Origin of the sequence: Enterococcus sp. DIV0682 (genome assembly GCF_051712685.1) — a bacterium.
Lineage (GTDB): Bacteria > Bacillota > Bacilli > Lactobacillales > Enterococcaceae > Enterococcus > Enterococcus faecalis.
On record NZ_JBIOPK010000001.1, the window covers coordinates 1,117,676 to 1,138,672 of the forward strand.

The following is a 20,997-nucleotide window of genomic DNA, read 5'->3' on the forward strand; positions in this document are numbered from 1 at the left end:
GTGTGTTTTTGATTTTTATTTTAAAGTTTTACGATAAACAATGACATAATAGCTGAAAGCTAACAGACAAGCAAAACTTAAAAAGTAAAGCGGTAAGACCCAAATGGTACCATTGTGAAAGTAACTAATCAAATAGGTAAAGAAACTAACAAACAAGTAATAGACAAAACTAAAAATCCCACTGGCAGTACCAATTACAGATTCATAGCCTTTTAAGGCCATACTTAAGGCATTGGGCAAAGTAATATTAATCCCTAAGAAAAAGAGGAAAATAAACAAAATAAGACCAATGATTGTTTCAAATTGTGTCATTATTAATAAACAGCAAGCCGCAAAGATACTTAGCAGCAAACCAGCAAAGGCAATTTTTTCCGCTGACCAATATCCCAGCAACCAATTGATAAGAACTGCAGCAAGAATACTAGACACAGCTAAAACTAAACCAAGAAAGCCATATTGGACACTGCTAAAGCCAAAGTGATTGATGAAAATAAACGGAGCTTCTGCATAGTAGCTAAACAATAAACCATTAATGCCACCAATCAATAAGCCGTAGCACCAAACTTTCGAGTCGAAGGAAAGGCGTTTCGCCACGGACCAAAAAGGCGCTTTCGTTAAGGTATTTCCTAAGTGAAAGGTTTCTGGTAAACGATAAAAACTATAGAAAAGTAATAGAACAGCCATGACAATTAAGGTGCTAAAGACATGCTGATAGCCAAAATAGGTTTGAACAAGTCCGCCGACTAAGGGTCCGATGGCAGGAGATAGCGATAGGGCAGCGCTTGTTTGAGCAAAAATTTTCCCTCTTTGAAGATCGTTAAAGCTTTCCCGCATCATTGATTGGGTAATGACAGAACCAACGCTTGCACCAAATGCTTGAATTAAACGGAAGAATAACAGCCAAGGAAATGTCGGACTCAAAAAAAGGCCAATATTTCCAATTAAATAGCATAAAATTCCTAATAACATAGCTGGGCGACGTCCAATCGTATCGGATAAAATTCCCCAGAATAAAACGCCAACGGCAAAGGCAACAAAATAAATACTCATGGTTAATTGTGCTACGCTATCGTGAATGTTAAAAGCAGAACTAAGCGCTGGCAAAATGGGTGTGAAAATCGACTCGCTGATTTGTGGAAATCCCACAAGCAAAATAATAATTAGTAATGATGGGACGGTGTTTCGGGTGTTTTTCATGATTTTTCTCCTTAAAAGTTTAATCTAATCAAAAACACCCATTGTCTTTTACAACCGCCAAATTTAAAATAAGTAAAATAATGTCACCAACTTTCCTTGAAATTTTTTATTATACAAAGTCTAAATGAAGAAGCGCTTCTTCTTGACTAAATTCATAAGTGTAGCGACCGGATAAACCGGCAAGCTCACCTGATGCTTGAAATAGTTCACCTGGGCAGTCTAAAAGACCCTGTGTAAACGTCCCTTTTTCGCAAGCAATAAAGGTGCCTTTTTTTCCTAAATAAGTTCCTTCGAAATGTAGGAAACCGACCACTTGAGCCACAGCTTCAAGCCCATCTGCCATTGAAGAGCCTTGATAAGTCATTAAGTATTCCACAGAAGCTGTCCCAGATAAGGCGCCTGACAATTGATAAGTAGCGCTCGCTTGATTCACTGGGAAATTTTCATTAAGATTGTCAATCGGTTGTTCTTGCCAACTAGATACAGTAAATGATGCTTGCTCCATTGCTGTCCCTTCTTTCTTATTAATAAGAATAGGGTAGCGGGAAGCGCACTATTTGTCAACAATCCACCACTTTAACTCTTCATTTTTTGCACAAAAGAATGTAACGCTAAGCGGTTGATGTGATAAGCAGTTCCTTGTTTTTGAATAAAGCCGCGCTCTCGAAATTGTTTGAAGGTATAAATAAGATGGCGATAACTAACCCCTAAGTATTCGGCAATCTCAGTATGTTTTTCTTTATAAACATCTTCGTGATTAGCGGCAACCAATAGCAATTCCGCTAGCCGATAACTTAGTTCATAGGTCTGATTCGTTGTAAAGTGGTCCACCCGTTGGAGCATTTTTTTCCCTAGATAATGGCTGAGTTGCTGCATAAAAAGCACCTTGTTTTTTAAAACAGTTTCTGCGTAAGCTAAAGGTACAGCCAAACAACAGGTTTCACCTAAGGCGATAACGTCCTTGGTTATCGTTTCCGCTTGGACTAATGTTAAATCGCCAATTAAATCACCTGTCGTTAAAAACTAAACAATGGATTGGCGGCCATTGCGTTCTGTTTTTAAAATTTTCGCTTTTCCTTTGATTAAATAAAAAAGATAATTTAATGGCTCTGCTTGGTGATGAATGAATTCTTGATTTTCAAAATCGATAATAAAACTGTGTTTTAAATCAGTTTCATTAAAAAAAGGCGTATTTTTAGCTAATTCTTGTTTCGGTGATCGTTGGTAGGCTGTTTTAAGCATTTTTTCTCCTTATAATAGGAGATATCTCCTATTTGTTTCTTCTATTGTAGCACATAATAGACGTATCAAGAGTAGAGGAGTTTTTATAATGTGGAAGAAAAAAATTGTGCTATCGTTTCTTTTTTATTTAATTAGTGCATTGGGCATCAGTTTGACAATTCAAGCAGGCATTGGAGTTAGTAGTTTTAATGCATTTAATGTGACCTTTGCAACACTTACTCATTTAAAAGTCGGAACTGTTACCACAGCTATTAATTTCGCTTTTTTAGGCACGTGTTGGTTGTTAGATCAGCAGCGTAAAATTCAGAACTATTTGATTATTTTGGTGGCGTTAATTGGCTTTGGTTTTGTCATTAATTTTTTCTTATATCAATTATTTGGTTCGCTTGTTTTTCAAAATTATTTGGTTAAAATTGTTCTATTTATTTTAGGGACAATCATAGCAGGAATCGGGACAGGACAGGTAGTTGCGCTAGGTGTTTTGCAATTTCCTATTGAAAAATTTTGTACACTTATTTCTGAAAGAACGCGCTATAGTTTTCAGTTTTATCGTTATTTAGTTGATATTTTTTGTGTCAGTTTAGCACTAGGATTGTCCATTAGTTATCATTTGCCGATTTTTGTTCGTGAAGGAACCGTGATTAGTCTTTTCTTACTTTCTTGGGTTATTAGTTGGTCGAGAAAGCGGGGACAACAGCGTATTTTACGAATACAAATCAAGAAACTGGAATCCGAATGAAAGGATTTCAGTTTTTTTCAAATGAGCAGAACTTTTATTTGAAAAAAAGAGTGGAAAACGGTATACTAATTAAGTAATTATTCATAACATTGGTTCTCCAACCAATGTTAAATAGTTTTTTCATGAGGGAGTAACTGACAGTATTTATGCTGTGACAACATCACCAACTCCGAAAGCAATTTCTGGTGTTGTCTTAAACGGTGAGACTTATGTATGTTCGACGAAGTAGCATACACAAGTCTATTTTTTTTCATTTATTTTTGATGAAATGTAAAATAGAACTTGGAGGATGCTGCAAAAAATAGAGGAGGAAGAACATGTCAGAAGAAAAGAAAACACAATTGTCTGAAGCGTTTTACGCACAAGACGACACAGTTGTTTTGGAGAAAATGAACACAACAACTGATGGATTAAGTGCACAGGAGGCTCAAAAGCGTTTAGAAACGTACGGGGAAAATGTGCTAGATGAAGGGAAGAAAAAATCACTTGCCGTGAAATTCTTTGAGCAATTCAAAGATTTTATGATTATTGTTTTATTAGCGGCAGCGGTCATTTCAGCCGTCTTTTCCCATGATGTGGTAGACTCGATTATCATCTTAGTGGTTGTTATCTTGAACGCCATCTTTGGGGTCATCCAAGAAGCCAAAGCGGAACAAGCCATTGAAGCATTAAAAGAAATGTCTTCACCAAATGCGAATGTTCGCCGTGATGGACACGTCATTACTGTTAAAAGTGATGAATTAGTGCCAGGTGACATTGTTTTATTAGAAGCAGGGGATGTCGTTCCAGCCGATTTACGTTTATTGGAAGCGAATAGCTTAAAAATTGAAGAAGCAGCGTTAACCGGTGAATCTGTTCCAGTTGAAAAAGAAGTAACCATCTTAGAGGGAACCGATATTGGTATCGGTGACCGAATCAATATGGCTTATTCCAATAGTAATGTGACGTATGGACGTGGTCTTGGCGTTGTGGTTGGCACAGGAATGAATACAGAAGTCGGTAAAATTGCTGGCATGCTAGCAAGCGAACAAGAAACGGAAACGCCTTTAAAACAAAACTTAAACCAATTGGGTAAAATGTTAACAATTGCCATTTTAGTCATTGCAGCGGTGATGTTTGTGGTAGGAATGATGAATGGTCGTTCATGGATTGACATGTTATTAACGTCAATTTCGTTAGCTGTAGCGGCAATTCCAGAAGGATTACCAGCGATTGTCACAATTATTTTGGCTTTAGGGACCCAAAAAATGGCCAAGAAAAATGCGATTGTCCGTAAGTTACCAGCCGTTGAAACATTAGGAAGTACAGACATTATCTGTTCAGATAAAACAGGTACGTTAACCTTAAATCAAATGACCGTTGAAGCGTTGTATACAGATGGTCAAGTTTTATCTGCTTCCACAGAAATCCCTACCGATAATATGGCTTTAAAAATCATGAACTTTACGAATGATACAAAAATCGCTCAAGATGGTTCATTAATTGGTGACCCAACAGAAACTGCCTTAGTACAATTTGGTTTAGATCATGCGTTTAACGTAACCGAAAAAGTAGCAGCTGAACCTCGTGTGGCAGAGATTCCTTTTGACTCTGATCGTAAATTAATGACTACTGTTCATGAATTAAAAACAGGTGGCTTCCTAGTTTCTGTCAAAGGTGCACCAGATGAATTATTGAAACGTTGTACGGAAATCTTATCAAATGGAGAAACAAGTCCATTAGATGAAACAAAACGTCAAGAAATTTTGAAAACCAACACCTCATTAGCGAAACAAGCCTTACGTGTTTTAGGAATGGCTTATAAATATGTTGAGACGATTCCAGCCGAAATGAGTTCTGAACTTGTGGAAAAAGATTTAACATTTGCTGGTTTAGTCGGTATGATTGACCCAGAAAGAAAAGAAGCTGCAGATGCTGTAAAAGTCGCGAAAGAAGCGGGTATTCGTCCAATTATGATTACGGGTGACCACCGTGATACAGCAGAAGCAATTGCGGCACGTTTAGGCATCATCAAAGAAGGCGACGACGATGCAGTCATTACAGGCGCTGAATTAAATGAATTGTCAGATGAAAAATTCGCACAAGTCGTGGGAAACTACTCTGTCTATGCTCGTGTTTCACCAGAACACAAGGTTCGGATTGTTAAAGCGTGGCAACAAGAAGGAAAAGTGGTTGCGATGACTGGTGATGGCGTAAATGATGCCCCAGCCTTAAAAGCTGCTGACATCGGCATTGGTATGGGGATTACCGGAACAGAAGTATCAAAAGGTGCTTCAGATATGGTCCTTGCCGATGATAACTTTTCAACAATTATTGTGGCAGTAGAAGAAGGACGTAAAGTTTTCTCAAATATCCAAAAAACGATTCAATATTTACTTTCAGCTAACTTAGGGGAAGTATTAACCTTGTTTATTGCAACAATGCTCAATTGGGATACCTTGTTACCTGTTCACTTATTGTGGATTAACTTAGTAACGGATACTTTCCCAGCGATTGCGTTAGGTGTGGAACCAGCAGAACGTGATGTGATGAGCCATGAACCTCGTGGTAAAAAATCGAACTTCTTCTCTGGCGGCGTTTTAAGCAGTGTTGTTTATCAAGGGATTACGCAAGGGGCATTGACTTTGATTGTGTATAAAATGTCAATTATGTTCCCAGCACATACCGCAGCTAACACAAACTTATCGGCGCAAGCGTTGTATGATTTACAACACGGCGATGCTTTAACCATGGCCTTTGCTACTTTGGGATTAATTCAATTGTTCCATGCCTTTAATGTGAAGTCGATTTATCAATCAATTTTCAAAGTTGGCTTATTCCGCAACAAATCATTTAACTATGGGATTCTTGTTTCGTTCTTGCTATTAGCTGCAACGATTGTTATTCCAGGATTTAATGATTTATTCAGCGTTACACATTTAGATGCATATCAATGGGCAATTGTAGCAGGTACTTCTTTTGCTATCATCCCAATTGTGGAAATTGTGAAGTTCTTCCAACGTAAAGCAGGTAAAGGTGCTTAATAAATAAGAAAAGAAAATTGGCTGGTACTTAAACCAGTCAATTTTTCTTTATGTAAGGAGTGAAAGGGCTTGAAACGGAAAATTATTTTCGAAACACAACGACTTATTGTCAGAGAATGGCAGTCGGAAGATGAAGTGGAATTGAAAAAATTTTTGCAAGATGAAAATGTGATGTATGCCTATGAACACGCTTTTTCTGATGAAGAGGTTGCAAACTGGCTAAAGTGGAACTTACAGTCCTATCAAGAATACGGCTACGGCTTATGGGCGTTAGAGAAGAAACGAACAGGCGAAGTCATCGGCGAGTGTGGTCTCACCAATCAATTAGTAAAAGGTAAGAGCTATCCAGAAATTGGTTATCATTTATGTGTGAAAGAATGGCACAAAGGGTATGCGATTGAAGCTGCCGCAGCGGCAAAACAGTACGCATTCGATGTATTAAATTTTCCAGAAGTTATTTCAACGATTCGTGATACGAACTTAGCCTCTATGAATGTCGCTATTCGAAACCAGATGCTTGTTAGGGATCGATACATTAAAACATACCGTGGCAAAACGATGCCTCACTATGTTTTCTCTGTTAAAAATCAAAAGAATAAAAACTGAAAAAGTGCCACTTGTCAGATGGAATAGAAAAAGTGTAAAATGGAGTGAAAGAGAAAAGAGAAAAGAGAAAAGAGAAAAGAGAAAAGGGAAAAGAGGGATGGTTATGAGACCAAATTTAGGATTTTACGTTCAAACAATTAATGATATCGTTAAAACAACAGAAGACATTGGCGAAGTCATGAATCCATATTACGAAGAAGTTCGTCAAGCGATCGATAAGAATAAAGTGAATGATTTAACAGCCGAACGAATTGCAGAAATTCAAGCAAAATTTAAAGAAGGTACTGAAAAATATGAATTAATGCTCAAAAAAGTCGGAACATTAAAACCGACGCCACAAGTACTTGGCATTCACAAAAAATTTCAACATGCTTATACAGAATATGTAGCAGGATGCAATGAAATGATTTTAGCAACAGATTCAGAAACAGGTATTGATGCAGATTTATTTAATGCTTCAGAGGAAAAGCAGGATCAAGCAACGGATGAATTAACCTTTGCCATTACGCGGATGAGCAACATTCTTTTGAAAAAATAAAAAACTAATAAAAATAACTAACGAATTTAATATTTTTTTCATGTCTTTTTTATGGACAAAAGAGAAAGTGTATTGTATTATTAATTCATACCAACAACAACCTTTTTATTTTTCATTTTACTCTTATTGAGTAAATACTCCTTTTCCATCGGCAAAACTGCCGGTGGTTTTTTTGTTATTTTTTTATTTAATAATAAAACAACCTTTGATTTTATTAAAATCAAAGGTTGTTTTAGCTTGTTAATTTTCAACATTTCGCACATAATCATCAAAGTATTGAATTAACTCTTTCTTGATTTGTTGATAATCTGCTTCAGAATAGTTCTTTTCTTCTAGCGTACCATTAAAAAATGGCAAATTTAGTTCTTCTTTTAAACGTTCAATCACTTCTTCTTGCTTCATAAGGACCCCTTCTCAACGAATTGTTCTCTTCTATTATAGAACATTGTAGTCATCCGTCAATTGTTCAAAGGCAATTTTCATTTCCTCTAGACGTTCATTCAATTGATGGGTTTCATCTTCTTCATTGAAAAAATGTTGTTTTAATTCAAAATAAAAATTTTCGAAGGCTTGGAAAAAAGGCTCAGACTTGTTGTTTTCAAGAGCAGGAACACTTGTGTAGAGAACACGAGCGCTATGGTAGTAAGTGAAAACCTCGTTAATATTTAATAAAATACGCGCTTCTTCTGGGCGTGGTCGACTTGTAACTAAGTCATGTAAAGATAAACTTTTTGTATGGGTTTCAGATAAATAAAATAAAAATAGTTCCAATTGCTCTTTCGTTGCAGACATGAAAACTCCTCCTCAAACAGTAGTAACATTTATTATAAATGAAAATGAAAGTGCTTGAAAAGCAATGCGCTCAGCAAAAATAATTATTTTAAGGGAAAACTATAGTTGTTGCTTTAGCATTCTTTTTAATCATGATAAACTGAGAGAAGTATAATAGGTCCTGACAGAGGAGGAAACAAATGAAAATTGTGATTATTGGTGCATCATTCGCAGGTATTTCCGCAGCAATTGCTTCAAGGAAAAAATATCCCCAAGCAGAAATTTCTTTAATTGACAAACAAGCAACAGTGGGGTATTTATCTGGTGGCTTAAGTGCGTATTTTAATCATACCATCAATGAATTACACGAAGCACGTTACATAACGGAAGAGGAATTACGTCGTCAAAAGATTCAGTTGCTTTTAAATAGAGAAGTCGTGGCAATGGATGTTGAGAACCAACTGATTGCTTGGGCGCAAAAGGAAGAACAACAGTGGTATTCTTATGATAAATTGATTTTAGCGACAGGCGCGAGCCAGTTTTCCACGCAAATTCGTGGTAGTCAAACAGAAAAATTACTCAAATATAAATTTTTATCAGGTGCTTTAGCGGCTGTTCCATTACTGGAAAAGAGCCAGACAGTAGCCGTCATTGGTGCAGGACCCATTGGAATGGAAGCTATTGATTTTCTTGTGAAAATGAAGAAAACTGTCCATGTCTTTGAAAGTTTAGAAAATCTATTGCCTAAATATTTTGATAAAGAAATGGTTGCAGATGTTCAAAAATCTTTGGAAAAACAAGCAGTAATTTTCCATTTTGAAGAAACGGTCCTAGGAATTGAAGAAACGGCAAATGGTATTGTTCTTGAAACAAGCGAACAGAAAATTTCTTGTGACAGTGGGATTTTTGCTTTAAACTTACATCCTCAATTAGCCTATTTAGATAAAAAAATTCAACGGAATCTGGATCAGACAATCGCGGTGGATGCTTATTTACAAACTTCAGTGCCGAATGTTTTTGCCATCGGAGATTGCATTTCAGTTATGAATGAACCAGTCGCGGAAACTTTTTATGCTCCGTTAGTGAACAATGCGGTACGAACTGGCTTAGTAGTCGCCAACAATTTAGAAGAAAAAACACACCGATTCATTGGCTCTTTGCGAACAATGGGAACAAAAGTGGGGGACTATTACCTTGCTAGTACAGGTCTAACTGAAACGGAAGGTTTATTTTTTCCGCAAACACTTGCTTCCGTAATTGTTAGACAGCCAGCGCCGCCTCTACAACATGGGACAGAAATTTTAGGCAAATTAATCTATGATAAAGTGACACAACGGGTCCTTGGGGCACAGCTTTGTTCAAAAAACAATTGTTTAGAAAAAATAAATACGTTAGCATTAAGTATCCAAACAGGTCAGACACTGACAGACCTATTACAAAAAGATTATTTTTATCAACCTTCCTTAACCAATATTTATGATATTACAAATTTGATGGGTGCTTCGGCTTATTGGAGAGAGAACGATGAAAGTTGAGACGTTATTGGAAAAGAAAGCGATGCGACAATTATTAACGGTGCAACAAACCATCTTAGCAGGCGGTACCTGCTCAGTCTCTGATTTAACAGCATTTTTAGCAGTCACAAAAGCCTCCTTTGAAAAAGACTTAGAGGATTTACATTATTTTTTGAAACCTTTTGGACAGGACTGTCAGCTTACTTATGATGGCCAGCAGCTATCAATCACCTTATCGGATTTTTTTTCGTTGAATCATTTAATTGAAGCATTTGTAAAAGAGTCTCTTAAATTTCAACTTTTAGATTATTTATATCGTAATAAAGAGTTTTCTATTGTTCAATTAACGACTAAATTTATGATTAGTGAGTCTTCTTTATTTCGAAAGATTAAAGAACTCAATCAATTGTTAGCCGCCTTTGATTTGCAAATAAAAAATGGACAACTACAGGGAGAAGAATTGCAGATTCGTTACTTTTACTTTCAGTTGTATTGGTATATTACTCCCTATGAAATACACCAGAAAAAAACGATGTCGCCGTTAAATAAACGGATAATTGAAGGGATTGAGACTGGCTTAGGTTTTACTTTTAATGAACATAATGCGTTAAAAGTTAGCCTTTGGTTGAGTATTACGAAAAAGCGCCTAGCGGTCACTTCAAAAAAATATCAACAATTGAGAAAGAAAATGATTGATTTTAAAGAAGATCCGTTATTTAAGCAAGTTCGACAATTGTTTTTCCGTTTTTCTAGTCGCTATTCATTAGAATTAGATGAAGGAGAAAGCATGATTCATTTTGTTTTTCTAATCACAATGTCGGTCTTACCAGAATCAGCTTTTGATGAATATTCCTTAATTCGGGGACGTCGTTCCGCTGTTTCTTTAGCTGATACGTTTATCTTGGAAAATGTGGTCTTGTATTATCGGCCCCATAAATTTGAACCTACTCTTGAGAAAACCATGGCTTACTATTTTTCACAAATTCATGGAAAACTGTATTTTTTTAAAGGAGAATTGGAAGTTTTTGATCGGGCTCATATCTGGGAAAAAGAACAGCAATTATCTAGTCGGGAATTAGCTTCTTTTTCAACAACGTTATTAGAAAAAGCTTTAGCTTGTTTTGATGAAACGTATCAACCAGGAGATAGTTTGCATGAACTTTCTCTGGTCAAATATTTAAGCGTGTTGGCATTAATTGAATTTAAAATGATTGGTGAAATAAAAATTGGAATTCATCTAGCAATGGATGCTCTTTATCAAGCGGCGTTAACACAAGTATTAATGCTTAGTCTTAAAAATATGAATGGCACGCTGGTGGAGAAGTATCAGCCTGAACAAACATATGATTTAATTGTGACCAATTATCAGCAAACGAGCTATCAAGGAACACCGGAAGTCTATGTTTTGTCAGAATTAAGTTCGACCTATGATGTGCAACAATTAAAAAAGAAAATACGCACCTTGCGGGAGAAATAAACAAAAGGTTGGTGTGACGGAAATTGTCTGATCCTCGCACCAGCCTTTTTACAACTAAAAGTCGAAAATTAGGCTTTTTTAAACAAAAATGTTTCTTTTTATTGAAAAATTAGAGATAATAAAAGTATTATTGAAAGCGTTGTCTTTGTTGGTTTTAGTAGAAATCCTTTCAATTTTTTTAAAATAAAAAAAGTTTTTGACATGTTTAGTTATTCTTTTGTTTGTAAGATAGGGACATAAAGAAAACGATTTCAAAAACGTTTAGGAGGAATTATCATGGCAGAAGAAAAATACATTATGGCGATTGATCAAGGAACGACTAGTTCTCGTGCAATTATTTTTGATAAAAAAGGAAACAAAATTGGTAGTTCACAAAAGGAATTTACTCAATATTTTCCTAATGCAGGCTGGGTGGAACATAATGCCAATGAAATTTGGAATTCTGTTCAATCCGTTATTGCAGGTTCTTTAATTGAGTCAGGAGTGAAACCTACAGATATTGCCGGAATTGGGATTACAAACCAACGGGAAACAACCGTTGTTTGGGACAAAGCAACTGGGTTACCAATTTATAACGCAATTGTTTGGCAATCACGCCAAACGACACCTATTGCTGATCAACTAAAAGAAGATGGCTACAGCGAAATGATTCATGAAAAAACTGGGTTAATCATTGATGCTTATTTCTCAGCAACGAAGGTTCGTTGGATATTAGATCACGTAGAAGGTGCGCAAGAACGTGCAGAAAATGGAGAATTGATGTTTGGGACAATTGACACTTGGCTCGTTTGGAAATTAACGGGAGATACTCATGTCACTGATTATTCAAATGCAAGTCGGACGATGTTGTTTAATATCCATGATTTAGATTGGGATCAAGAAATTTTGGATCTTTTAAATATCCCACGAGTGATGTTACCGAAAGTCGTTTCGAACTCTGAAGTGTATGGATTAACAAAAAATTACCATTTTTACGGAAGTGAAGTACCTATCGCTGGGATGGCTGGTGACCAACAAGCCGCTTTATTTGGTCAAATGGCCTTTGAACCTGGGATGGTTAAAAATACCTATGGAACAGGCTCATTTATTGTCATGAACACTGGCGAAAAACCTCAACTTTCTAAAAATAATCTGCTTACCACTATTGGCTATGGCATTAACGGCAAAGTATATTATGCCTTGGAAGGAAGTATCTTCGTGGCTGGTTCAGCGATTCAATGGTTACGAGATGGCTTAAAAATGTTGCAAACGGCTGCTGAATCTGAAGCAGTAGCCAAAGCGTCAACAGGGCACAATGAAGTTTATGTGGTTCCGGCATTCACTGGTTTGGGCGCACCATATTGGGATTCACAAGCGCGTGGGGCTGTCTTTGGATTGACACGCGGTACCACGAGAGAAGATTTTGTCAAAGCGACACTTCAAGCAGTTGCGTATCAAGTTCGTGACATTATTGACACGATGAAAGAAGATACAGGCATAGACATTCCCGTCTTAAAAGTAGACGGTGGAGCAGCAAACAATGATTTCTTGATGCAATTCCAAGCAGATATTTTAAACACTGCTGTTCAAAGAGCCCATAACTTAGAAACAACGGCCTTAGGCGCAGCTTTCTTGGCGGGCTTAGCGGTTGGCTTCTGGAAAGACTTAGAAGAAATCAAAGCATTCCAAGAAGAAGGACAACAATTTGAACCAATTATGGCGGAAGAAGAACGAGAAGATTTATATGAAGGTTGGCAACAAGCAGTAGCAGCTACCCAACAATTCAAACGTAAAAATAAGTAAATGGAAAAGGGGAATTTTCTATGACTTTCTCAATAGAAACACGCCGACAATCAATCGACGCTTTAAAAACACAACACTTAGATGTCTTAATTATTGGTGGTGGTATTACTGGCGCAGGCGTTGCCCTGCAAGCCAGTGCCGCTAAAATGAAGACAGGGTTAATTGAAATGCAGGATTTCGCAGAGGGCACCTCTTCACGATCAACCAAATTAGTTCATGGTGGTATCCGCTATTTGAAAACGTTTGACGTGGAGGTGGTGGCAGATACGGTGAAAGAACGAGCCGTCGTTCAATCCATTGCGCCACACATCCCTAAAGCGGATCCCATGTTACTGCCGATTTATGATGAGCCAAATGCAACATTTAATCTATTTTCTGTCAAAATAGCAATGGATTTATATGATCAGTTAGCTGATGTAACAGGTACCAAGTACGCCAACTATTTGTTAACAAAAGACGAGGTTTTGGCACGTGAGCCACAACTAAAAAGTGAAGGTCTACAAGGTGGCGGTGTTTATTTAGATTACCGAAATAATGATGCTCGTTTAGTTATTGAAAATATTAAACAAGCAGTAGCTGACGGGGCGCATGCTGTGAGTCGGGTTCAAGCGGTTGGCTTTTTATACAATGATGAAGGGAAAATTACTGGCATTCAAGCAAAGGACCTACTAACTGACGAACAGTTTGAGATTCACGCAGATGTTGTGATTAATACTACTGGTCCTTGGTCAGATAAATTAAGAGGCTTAGACAAAAACGATTCATTTACACCACAAATGCGTCCAACCAAAGGGGTTCATTTAGTTGTCGACAAAAGCCGTTTAAATGTTCCTCAACCAACGTATTTTGATACAGGTAAACAAGATGGCCGCATGGTCTTCGTTGTTCCAAGAGAAGAAAAAACATATTTTGGGACGACGGATACAGATTACCATGGAGACTTTCAACATCCAACAGTAGAAAAAAGTGATGTGGATTACCTATTGGAAGTAGTCAATAATCGTTATCCAGAGGTACAATTGACAATTGATGATATTGAAGCCAGCTGGGCTGGCTTGCGACCTTTAATTTCTGCTAACGGTGGCTCAGATTATAACGGGGGAAACAATGGCAAACTTTCAGATAAAAGTATTGATGAAGTCATTGATGTCGTTGACAGATACCAAAAAAACCAAACAGATAAAAGAGAAATTGAAGAAGTCCTAAACCATCTGGAAGACAGTTTGGTGGAAAATAAAGTCAATCCTTCAGCTGTCTCTCGAGGCAGCTCATTGGAAAGATCAGCGGATGGCTTGCTCACTTTGGCTGGTGGGAAATTAACAGATTATCGTAAAATGGCAGAAGGTGCGATGAAAATGATTCAAACCATCTTAGCAGAAGAATACCAGAAAGAATTCATCTTAATTGATTCTAAAAACTATCCAGTTTCAGGCGGAAAATTGAACCCTGCAACGGTAGACGAAGAATTAGAAGCGTTGGCAAAACATGGCGTGTCTAAAGGGTTAAGTGAAAAGGATGCACTATACTTAGCTCATTTATATGGCTCCAACGTACCAACTGTTTTTGAAATGATTGATGATGCCAAAGTAATTCCTGGTTTAACCTTAACAGAAACTGTCTCTTTAAACTATGCGATGGAAGAAGAAATGGCTTTAACACCCGTCGACTTTTTATTGCGACGGACCAACCACTTATTATTTATGCGTGATCGTTTGGACCAAGTGAAAGCGGGAGTCATTGAAGAAATGGCACAGCATTATCAATGGACAGCGGAAGAAAGAGCACGACACATTGAAACATTAGAAAAAGTAATTGAAGAATCAGATTTAAAAAATTTGAAAGTAGGGTGAAGAAAAAATGGGAACTTCGATGATGACACAATTATTCGGTGAATTTTTCGGAACGATGATTTTAGTTTTACTAGGGGATGGCGTCTGTGCCGCAGTTAACTTGAAGAAAAGCAAAGCCTTTGCTTCTGGTTGGGTCGTTATTGCTTTAGGTTGGGGCGCTGCTGTTACATTAGCTGTTTACATGTCTGGGTATATGAGTCCAGCGCATTTAAATCCTGCTGTAACAGTTGCGATGGCAATTACTGGAAACTTTGAATGGGGCATGGTTTTACCTTATATCGTAGCTCAAGTCATAGGCGGTTTTATTGGTGGTTTAGTTGTCTGGTTAGCTTATTTACCCCATTGGAACATTACAGAAGACAAAGGTGCTATTTTAGGAACCTTCGCCACTGGTCCAGCTGTCCGTAACTATCCAGCCAATGTTTTAACAGAAATTATCGGCACATTTGTCTTGGTTTTTGGTTTACTAGCCTTTTCTCAAAACGACTTAGCGGCTGGCATTAACCCAATGCTTGTTGGGATTTTGGTCTTAGGACTAGGTCTATCATTAGGCGGACCTACAGGTTATGCAATTAACCCTGCACGTGATTTAGGACCTCGTTTAGCGCACCAAATTATTCCTGTGAAAACAAAAGGTGATTCTGATTGGGCTTATTCTTGGGTGCCAATTGTGGGACCTATCTTAGGGGCTTCATTAGCTGCAGTAATTTATTTATTCACTATTTAATAAAATGAAATGTAAATAGTTGTTTTAGACAATAAAAAACGCTTGTGAGAAGTAATCAATTCTTGCAAGTGTTTTTTGCTACATATTAAACCAAAAAAGATTTCGTTAGACATTTAGACAATTTGTCTAAATACGGAACAGAACAATTTTCCTATATGATACAATAAAAGTGCACAAGTAAGTGGGGAGTAACATTTCATACTTATTTGTCAATTTTAATCTGGACAATGTGTTCAGTAATATATACTAATTTAAAAAGGAGTACATGATTTGAATGGGATAATGGTTTTGTTAGTGGGCGCTGGGTACATCGGTTGGGTTATTTATAGAAATGGTCGTACGTATTTCCGTTATAAAAAAAATCTAAAAAAATATCAAACGACGCACCATCTAACGGACAGTGACCTAGAGATGTACCAAAGAATTATGGACGAATTAAAAAAACAAATTATTTATTTAAACGAACTAACGAATAAGTCACGAAATTTAAAAAAAATTGAACAAGTAGAACTGGGTGTTGCTTCCGCTAAGGGCATCTTTAAACACTTAGTGAAGTATCCTGAAGCAATTACTCATTTTAGTGATTTTTTATATCATAAGATACCAGAGATTTTACGAGCATCAGAACGGTTTTTAAGCATTAAAGAAGATAAATTGTCAACAGAAGAAATAACACTTGCAACCAATGGTATCTTAAGTACCATACGAGTGTTGTCGGAAAGTATCACAGATGATTATGAAAGATTAGTCTCCGAAGCATCTGAGGAAATTGCCTTATCAAAAAAATTAGTGGAGAGAAAAAATGGCTAAACAAAAGAATTTTTATGATACATATGATGCGCTTTTTCAAAAGCCAAAATGGTCGTTTTTTCCTGTCACAAGAACAGACACAGTAAAGCAACTTCCTAACCCCAATAAAAAAGTGGTAAAACCACAGACGAAAAAAAAGAAAAAACAAAAAAAGAACAAAAAAATTATTTGGATAGGCATTGCTGTAGCAATTGGCTTTATAGTATATATTGATCTTGCGGAGAAAGATGATTATTGGGATTACTCCGCTTCATCAGAAGATGTTTATCCTTTAAAAGAAGCTGGACTTACCACAACTGGACCTGTTGATTTAGAAAAACCACTAAAAGTCACAATAGAACAAAATAAACTTTTATTTAATCAAGGCTACCAAATAGAAATTATCGGCGACGCCGATATTGAAACCAGTGGCGGAAAGAACTTTTTGATTTTACCTTCTACAGAGGAGTATCCAGATACAAAATATCTAGGCAATATCAGTTTTTATGAAAAAAGAGACTATTATACATCGGCAGGTATGTACCTTTCTGGCAATCTTGTCAACAGTCTTTCTGATTATTTGGATACAAGTAAAGAGTTTATCAAAGCATACCCAATTGATAAAATTGCTGATGTACAAACCGGCTATATTTTAAAACGGAATCAAGGATATACAGACATCTCAAAATATTATCTCTTTAAAGATGGGACAGGATTTGAATTAGAAGTCTCTATTGACCAATTGGAAAAGGTCAAAGATCCCAAAGACTATTCTTCTTTTGTAAAAACATACGCAAAAGAAGTCGCTTTTATAGAAAAAAGTTTTAAATTTGAGTCTACTGATGAGGAATCTCGATAGAGAAACTAGTTTTCAGCTTCAAGTAGCGCCTAGCAATACCTTTGTTGAAAAAATGTAAGAGCCTGAGACAAAAAACACTTTGGATTTTTGTCTCAGGCTTAAAAACTGATCAGCGGTGGAACCGTAGCACTTTAAGGACTGAAGTACGACGTGTACCCACTTACTAGATTGTCTTTGAAGGTAACGTAGAAAAGAACAGCAATATACAAGCGACCTACAAACTATTTTCTGTCAGACTAAAACTGGCAGAAGTGGTTTGTAGGTCGCTTGTTTTCATTATGGCTGGTGAGACAGGTTGGCGCTTGATGTTTGTTTTAATATTGCAAATCAAAAATGGCGATACTTATTTTACTGAAAATTAGTTCCCAATCTTCTCGGGTTAATTCTTCTTCTAAAATGTAAATTCGGTCTATTTCTTTTGGTAAATCAAATAAGGGATAGTCAGTAATCACAATATCACAACTAGAAAAATCGGTTCGTTCAAAAATAATATCCTCACTAAATGCTTGCTTGATTTTCATCATAATAAAGCTAGCAATGTAAAAATCGCGAGAATATGCAACACCAATTTTAATTTTTTTGCGGGGACTATAGTGCTTATAAATTCGTAACAACAATTCACATGTCCAAATTGGGTTCTCCTGATCCTTAAATCTTAACTGATAAGGGGAATGCGCTGAAAAGTTTTGATAAAAAGCATAAATTTTTTTCTGTAAATCTTTTTGATAAGTACTATTTTTATTGACTAAAAAATCTAGAATTGCGGTATTTGGTTGCTGTGAAATAAATAATTGGTTATAGATAATATTTTTAAATAAAATAAGTAAGAAGTAATGACGATCAAATTCACGCATTTTTGGAATTTGAAAAACTTCGCAAAAATTGGTTAATAAAGAATCAACGTAGAAATATTCTGGGCAAGAAATTTCATTTAGAGCAGCCAGTAAATCTTTGGCTCGTTTTGCTGAATCAAAATTATCAATGGCAATGGGTGCAATGATATCTACAACCCGCTGTTGATCTTCTGAAAAATTTGATTGGGAACAAAAAATAGTTTGTTTTGAGTCTGAGAAAAGCCTTAAATAAGGATGTTCTTCAAATTCTTTTTGGAGATCATCTTCACAAGTATATGGAAAGCGATATTTTGCGATGTGTAAAAGTAAATTTAATTTTAGTAGAGAAGCGTGTTCCAAGCGTTCAAGAATTTCTGGTTTAATATGTTGCGTCAGTATATCTTCAAAATAAGTAGAGGTATAACGTGGTAAGGCTAAGGTATTTAAAAAGATGGTCCAGTAGACATCAAGAAAAGCATATAGGACTTGAAATTCAGAACCTGTAATCACTTTACTCGCGGAGGGGGAAAAATGGACGGAAATTCCATACAAACCAAATAGTTTATTAATGTTATTTAACCGTTTGTAAATGTAAGATGAGCTAAAATTAGTTTCTTGACTCACTTTCCAGACAGAATTGTTTTCTTTTTTGATAATTGCTTGAAAAAGAATGAAGTCAGTAGAATGGACACAGTAATAATTAAATAATAAAAAATAGTGGGAAAGAAAATCATTGGAAGTCGTATGTAATGAAATTTTTCCGTGATGGATCTGAATCTCTAAGGTATTTTCAGGAAGGGTTGCTAAGTCTTCTTGAATTTCACGAAGATAAATTGATAAATTTTTAGTAGAAAGATCGAATTTTCGGGCAACACTAGATAAATCAAGGTTCGTTTGTTTTGCTAAGTATAAAAAGACAGCCAATTTTTTTTGTGTTTTCTTTGAAAGTAAAAATGTTTTTATGGCATCTTGTGTTTTGATGAGACTCACTCCTTAGTAATAACTTCTCTTTTATTATAATAGTTCGCCTAATAAATTGTAATAAAAAAGAACAATTCTCATTGGTTTATGAGAAAATAACAAGATATTCAGCAGGAAAACACCTGTGTCAGTCGACACAGGTGTTACGATGAGCAAAAAGAGCGGGTTCTTTTTTTATCAAATAATTTTCCAAAGTGACGTGATCAACTAAAGAATCAATCACCCCTTCTTTAGAAACTGAAAATCCTGCAGCCTGAATTGCTATTTGAATGGCTGCTTCAGTCGGATAACCTTTCGAAAGATAGGAGGCGAGCGCGCTGATAAAGCTGTCACTGGCACCAGTACTATCCACAGCTATATTTTCTGTTGCAGGGAAATAGTGGCACGCTTGGGGTGTTTTTAATAACACGCCTTTTTTTCCTAAAGTAACAATGACATTTTTTACGCCCATTTCTAAGAAGTACGCCGCTTTCTCTTCTAATGTGCCAGTATCTGGTTGAAGTTCCAATAATTCATCTTCATTGGGAATGAAAAAATCAACCTTTTCTAGTATATTCACTGGAATATGATGAATAGCAGCTGGTTTTAAAATAATCGGTACGCCTGAATGTTGGGCAATTTCACAAGCTTTCTCTACAGCAGACAAAGGAATTTCTGTTTGAATGAGACAAAAACTGGCATCCATAAATAGGTGTTTTTGCTGTGCGATTTTTTTAGGTGTAAGCGCTGTGTTTGCACCAGGTAAGATTGAAATCATGGAGTCGCCGCTTGTCTCAACATAAATATAAGCTTGACCAGTCTCAGTATCTTGAATACGTGTGATACCATCTGTCGTAACGTGGTATTTTTCTAATTCTTTATATAAGTAATTCGCATCTGTGTCTGAGCCTAAACAACCAATTAAAGTGGCCTGATGGCCCAGTTTGGTTAAGCCAACAGCTTGATTTAATCCTTTTCCGCCGGGGAATTTAGCATAGCTAGACAAAAAATTTGTTTTACCATTATGTGGTAAATTTGTTGAATACAGATAATTATCAACGTTTAAACTACCCACTACAATCATTTTGCTATGTGGATTAACACTAGACATGCCTAATGTATTTTTGTGATCTAGCACCAATTTTTCAGCGTCATTAATCAAGGCTGTTTTTTCTTTGCGTTTGTTAAGCAATAATAAGGCTAACTGGCTACCAAACGTCTCTGTATCTAATAAGACGGAAGAAATATGATCAGGTAAAAATGAACGATCAATTTTTCGCTTAATTGCGAGTAAAGAGTAATTATCGGGGGTTCGCAAACCGCTCTGCTTTAAAAGCTGTTCCAAAAAAACAGCCTGGGTATAGTCATCAGTAAGGATACCCGTAATCCCATCTGTGATAAGCTGATTACTGAAATCAGCAGGGATAGTAGTTAAAATATTTTCTTTACTAAAGGGTAAATTGACATCAAACAAGGCTTTTTTATAGCCTGCAATAATTGCTTCTTTATATTTTGGGTTAGTGACGAAATAACTAATTTTTTTATGGTTATTCTGTAATAATTCTTGGGTTAAAACATAACTAGCTTCTTCATAAAGCCCCGCTAGAGAAGGTAATTCGTTAGTTGAGTGATTGACGAAATAGTAAGGAATCGTTAATTCTTCTATAAATTTCGCGTATTGTTTACTGTTTTCATTGATTGGGTCCCAAATAATGCCACTGGCTTGTTTTAACGTTGGCGAGGTAATATTTTTCAGTTCTTGTTCTAAACTACCGTGACTATTTAAAATCAAGCAGTTATAGCCATTTTCTTGAGCTTTATCAATAAAGCTCGTAACCCAAGCCTCAAAAGTTTCATGGCTATTTAATAATAACACGAAGGTTTTTGTAGTACTATTTGTGACGAGATTTGCTGAGTAAGGTGTGTAGTTGTAATCTCGAACGATTTTTAAGACACGCTCACGGGTTTCTTTACTAATAGTTTGATCTTTATTATTTATAATTTTGGATACAGTTGAAGCGGAAACGCCAGCTAATTTTGCAATATCTTTAATATTCATCATTTTCGTCCTTTCACTGAACTCTTTTTTA

At 36.3% G+C, this 20,997-nt stretch carries 17 protein-coding genes and 1 pseudogene; 11 read left to right on the plus strand and 7 right to left on the minus strand.

Annotated features, from left to right (window positions below; all coding sequences use genetic code 11):
• Positions 1-15: 15 nt before the first annotated feature.
• From IGK96_RS05350 to IGK96_RS05360, 3 genes and pseudogenes are all read right to left on the minus strand, one after another.
• Positions 16-1,197: a multidrug effflux MFS transporter gene (locus IGK96_RS05350; protein ID WP_002365813.1), complete on the minus strand. Its 1,182-nt coding sequence runs from the start codon at positions 1,195-1,197 to the stop codon at positions 16-18.
• A 109-nt stretch (positions 1,198-1,306) separates the two neighbouring features.
• Positions 1,307-1,702, minus strand: coding sequence for a DUF3224 domain-containing protein (locus tag IGK96_RS05355; RefSeq protein ID WP_085443266.1), 396 nt, complete (start codon positions 1,700-1,702; stop codon positions 1,307-1,309).
• 71 nt (positions 1,703-1,773) lie between these two features.
• A pseudogene (locus IGK96_RS05360) lies at positions 1,774-2,439 on the minus strand (cyclic nucleotide-binding domain-containing protein).
• An 88-nt stretch (positions 2,440-2,527) separates the two neighbouring features.
• Between IGK96_RS05360 and IGK96_RS05365 the strand changes: the two are divergent.
• From IGK96_RS05365 to IGK96_RS05380, 4 genes are all read left to right on the plus strand, one after another.
• Positions 2,528-3,178, plus strand: a complete 651-nt coding sequence (locus tag IGK96_RS05365) for a YczE/YyaS/YitT family protein (protein WP_010713287.1) — start codon at positions 2,528-2,530, stop codon at positions 3,176-3,178.
• A 317-nt stretch (positions 3,179-3,495) separates the two neighbouring features.
• Complete coding sequence (locus IGK96_RS05370; RefSeq protein ID WP_010713288.1) at positions 3,496-6,201, plus strand: cation-translocating P-type ATPase; 2,706 nt, start codon at positions 3,496-3,498, stop codon at positions 6,199-6,201.
• 69 nt (positions 6,202-6,270) lie between these two features.
• A complete protein-coding gene (locus IGK96_RS05375) occupies positions 6,271-6,807 on the plus strand; it encodes a GNAT family N-acetyltransferase (protein ID WP_438755922.1) in 537 nt (178 codons plus the stop codon).
• A 97-nt stretch (positions 6,808-6,904) separates the two neighbouring features.
• Positions 6,905-7,345 (plus strand): hypothetical protein, encoded by a 441-nt coding sequence (locus IGK96_RS05380; RefSeq protein WP_025192018.1) that lies wholly within the window; start codon positions 6,905-6,907, stop codon positions 7,343-7,345.
• 240 nt (positions 7,346-7,585) lie between these two features.
• Here the strand turns inward: IGK96_RS05380 and IGK96_RS05385 are convergent, their stop codons facing one another.
• Together IGK96_RS05385 and IGK96_RS05390 are read right to left on the minus strand one after the other, a co-directional pair.
• Positions 7,586-7,747, minus strand: coding sequence for a hypothetical protein (locus IGK96_RS05385; RefSeq protein WP_002357133.1), 162 nt, complete (start codon positions 7,745-7,747; stop codon positions 7,586-7,588).
• A 33-nt stretch (positions 7,748-7,780) separates the two neighbouring features.
• Complete coding sequence (locus IGK96_RS05390; protein ID WP_002365807.1) at positions 7,781-8,137, minus strand: hypothetical protein; 357 nt, start codon at positions 8,135-8,137, stop codon at positions 7,781-7,783.
• Between the two features lie 179 nt (positions 8,138-8,316).
• Between IGK96_RS05390 and IGK96_RS05395 the strand changes: the two genes are divergently transcribed.
• The 7 genes from IGK96_RS05395 (at position 8,317) to IGK96_RS05425 (ending at position 17,114) form a co-directional block, all read left to right on the plus strand.
• Positions 8,317-9,651, plus strand: a complete 1,335-nt coding sequence (locus IGK96_RS05395) for an FAD-dependent oxidoreductase (RefSeq protein ID WP_002374545.1) — start codon at positions 8,317-8,319, stop codon at positions 9,649-9,651.
• The gene (locus IGK96_RS05400; protein ID WP_071646737.1) at positions 9,641-11,107 is read left to right on the plus strand and encodes a helix-turn-helix domain-containing protein; all 1,467 of its coding nucleotides are present in this window, start codon (positions 9,641-9,643) and stop codon (positions 11,105-11,107) included. The genes IGK96_RS05395 and IGK96_RS05400 overlap by 11 nt, the downstream gene beginning before the upstream one ends.
• Before the next feature lie 276 nt (positions 11,108-11,383).
• Positions 11,384-12,889, plus strand: coding sequence for a glycerol kinase GlpK (gene glpK, locus IGK96_RS05405; protein ID WP_071646736.1), 1,506 nt, complete (start codon positions 11,384-11,386; stop codon positions 12,887-12,889).
• A 20-nt stretch (positions 12,890-12,909) separates the two neighbouring features.
• Positions 12,910-14,739, plus strand: coding sequence for a type 1 glycerol-3-phosphate oxidase (glpO, locus tag IGK96_RS05410; protein WP_113851239.1), 1,830 nt, complete (start codon positions 12,910-12,912; stop codon positions 14,737-14,739).
• Positions 14,740-14,746: 7 nt separating this feature from the next.
• The gene (locus tag IGK96_RS05415) at positions 14,747-15,466 is read left to right on the plus strand and encodes an MIP/aquaporin family protein (RefSeq protein WP_161975110.1); all 720 of its coding nucleotides are present in this window, start codon (positions 14,747-14,749) and stop codon (positions 15,464-15,466) included.
• 282 nt (positions 15,467-15,748) lie between these two features.
• The gene (locus tag IGK96_RS05420; RefSeq protein WP_070416111.1) at positions 15,749-16,276 is read left to right on the plus strand and encodes a 5-bromo-4-chloroindolyl phosphate hydrolysis family protein; all 528 of its coding nucleotides are present in this window, start codon (positions 15,749-15,751) and stop codon (positions 16,274-16,276) included.
• Complete coding sequence (locus IGK96_RS05425; protein WP_070416105.1) at positions 16,269-17,114, plus strand: hypothetical protein; 846 nt, start codon at positions 16,269-16,271, stop codon at positions 17,112-17,114. Before IGK96_RS05420 ends, IGK96_RS05425 begins: the two co-directional genes overlap by 8 nt.
• A 314-nt stretch (positions 17,115-17,428) precedes the next feature.
• On the opposite strand, the gene IGK96_RS05430 is transcribed toward IGK96_RS05425, so the two are convergent.
• Positions 17,429-18,937 (minus strand): helix-turn-helix domain-containing protein, encoded by a 1,509-nt coding sequence (locus IGK96_RS05430; RefSeq protein ID WP_010708797.1) that lies wholly within the window; start codon positions 18,935-18,937, stop codon positions 17,429-17,431.
• A gap of 118 nt (positions 18,938-19,055) precedes the next feature.
• Positions 19,056-20,969, minus strand: a complete 1,914-nt coding sequence (locus tag IGK96_RS05435) for a PfkB family carbohydrate kinase (RefSeq protein WP_161975109.1) — start codon at positions 20,967-20,969, stop codon at positions 19,056-19,058.
• Positions 20,970-20,997 lie beyond the last annotated feature (28 nt).

Coding starts and splice junctions, on each gene's coding strand:
- IGK96_RS05370 (WP_010713288.1), top strand. CDS start 3,496: ATGTCAGAAGAAAAGAAAACACAATTGTCTGAAGCGTTTTACGCACAA.
- IGK96_RS05385 (WP_002357133.1), bottom strand. CDS start 7,747: ATGAAGCAAGAAGAAGTGATTGAACGTTTAAAAGAAGAACTAAATTTG.
- IGK96_RS05435 (WP_161975109.1), bottom strand. CDS start 20,969: ATGATGAATATTAAAGATATTGCAAAATTAGCTGGCGTTTCCGCTTCA.
- IGK96_RS05425 (WP_070416105.1), top strand. CDS start 16,269: ATGGCTAAACAAAAGAATTTTTATGATACATATGATGCGCTTTTTCAA.
- IGK96_RS05355 (WP_085443266.1), bottom strand. CDS start 1,702: ATGGAGCAAGCATCATTTACTGTATCTAGTTGGCAAGAACAACCGATT.
- IGK96_RS05380 (WP_025192018.1), top strand. CDS start 6,905: ATGGTTATGAGACCAAATTTAGGATTTTACGTTCAAACAATTAATGAT.
- IGK96_RS05365 (WP_010713287.1), top strand. CDS start 2,528: ATGTGGAAGAAAAAAATTGTGCTATCGTTTCTTTTTTATTTAATTAGT.
- IGK96_RS05395 (WP_002374545.1), top strand. CDS start 8,317: ATGAAAATTGTGATTATTGGTGCATCATTCGCAGGTATTTCCGCAGCA.
- IGK96_RS05415 (WP_161975110.1), top strand. CDS start 14,747: ATGGGAACTTCGATGATGACACAATTATTCGGTGAATTTTTCGGAACG.
- IGK96_RS05350 (WP_002365813.1), bottom strand. CDS start 1,197: ATGAAAAACACCCGAAACACCGTCCCATCATTACTAATTATTATTTTG.
- IGK96_RS05400 (WP_071646737.1), top strand. CDS start 9,641: ATGAAAGTTGAGACGTTATTGGAAAAGAAAGCGATGCGACAATTATTA.
- glpK (WP_071646736.1), top strand. CDS start 11,384: ATGGCAGAAGAAAAATACATTATGGCGATTGATCAAGGAACGACTAGT.
- IGK96_RS05420 (WP_070416111.1), top strand. CDS start 15,749: ATGGTTTTGTTAGTGGGCGCTGGGTACATCGGTTGGGTTATTTATAGA.
- IGK96_RS05390 (WP_002365807.1), bottom strand. CDS start 8,137: ATGTCTGCAACGAAAGAGCAATTGGAACTATTTTTATTTTATTTATCT.
- glpO (WP_113851239.1), top strand. CDS start 12,910: ATGACTTTCTCAATAGAAACACGCCGACAATCAATCGACGCTTTAAAA.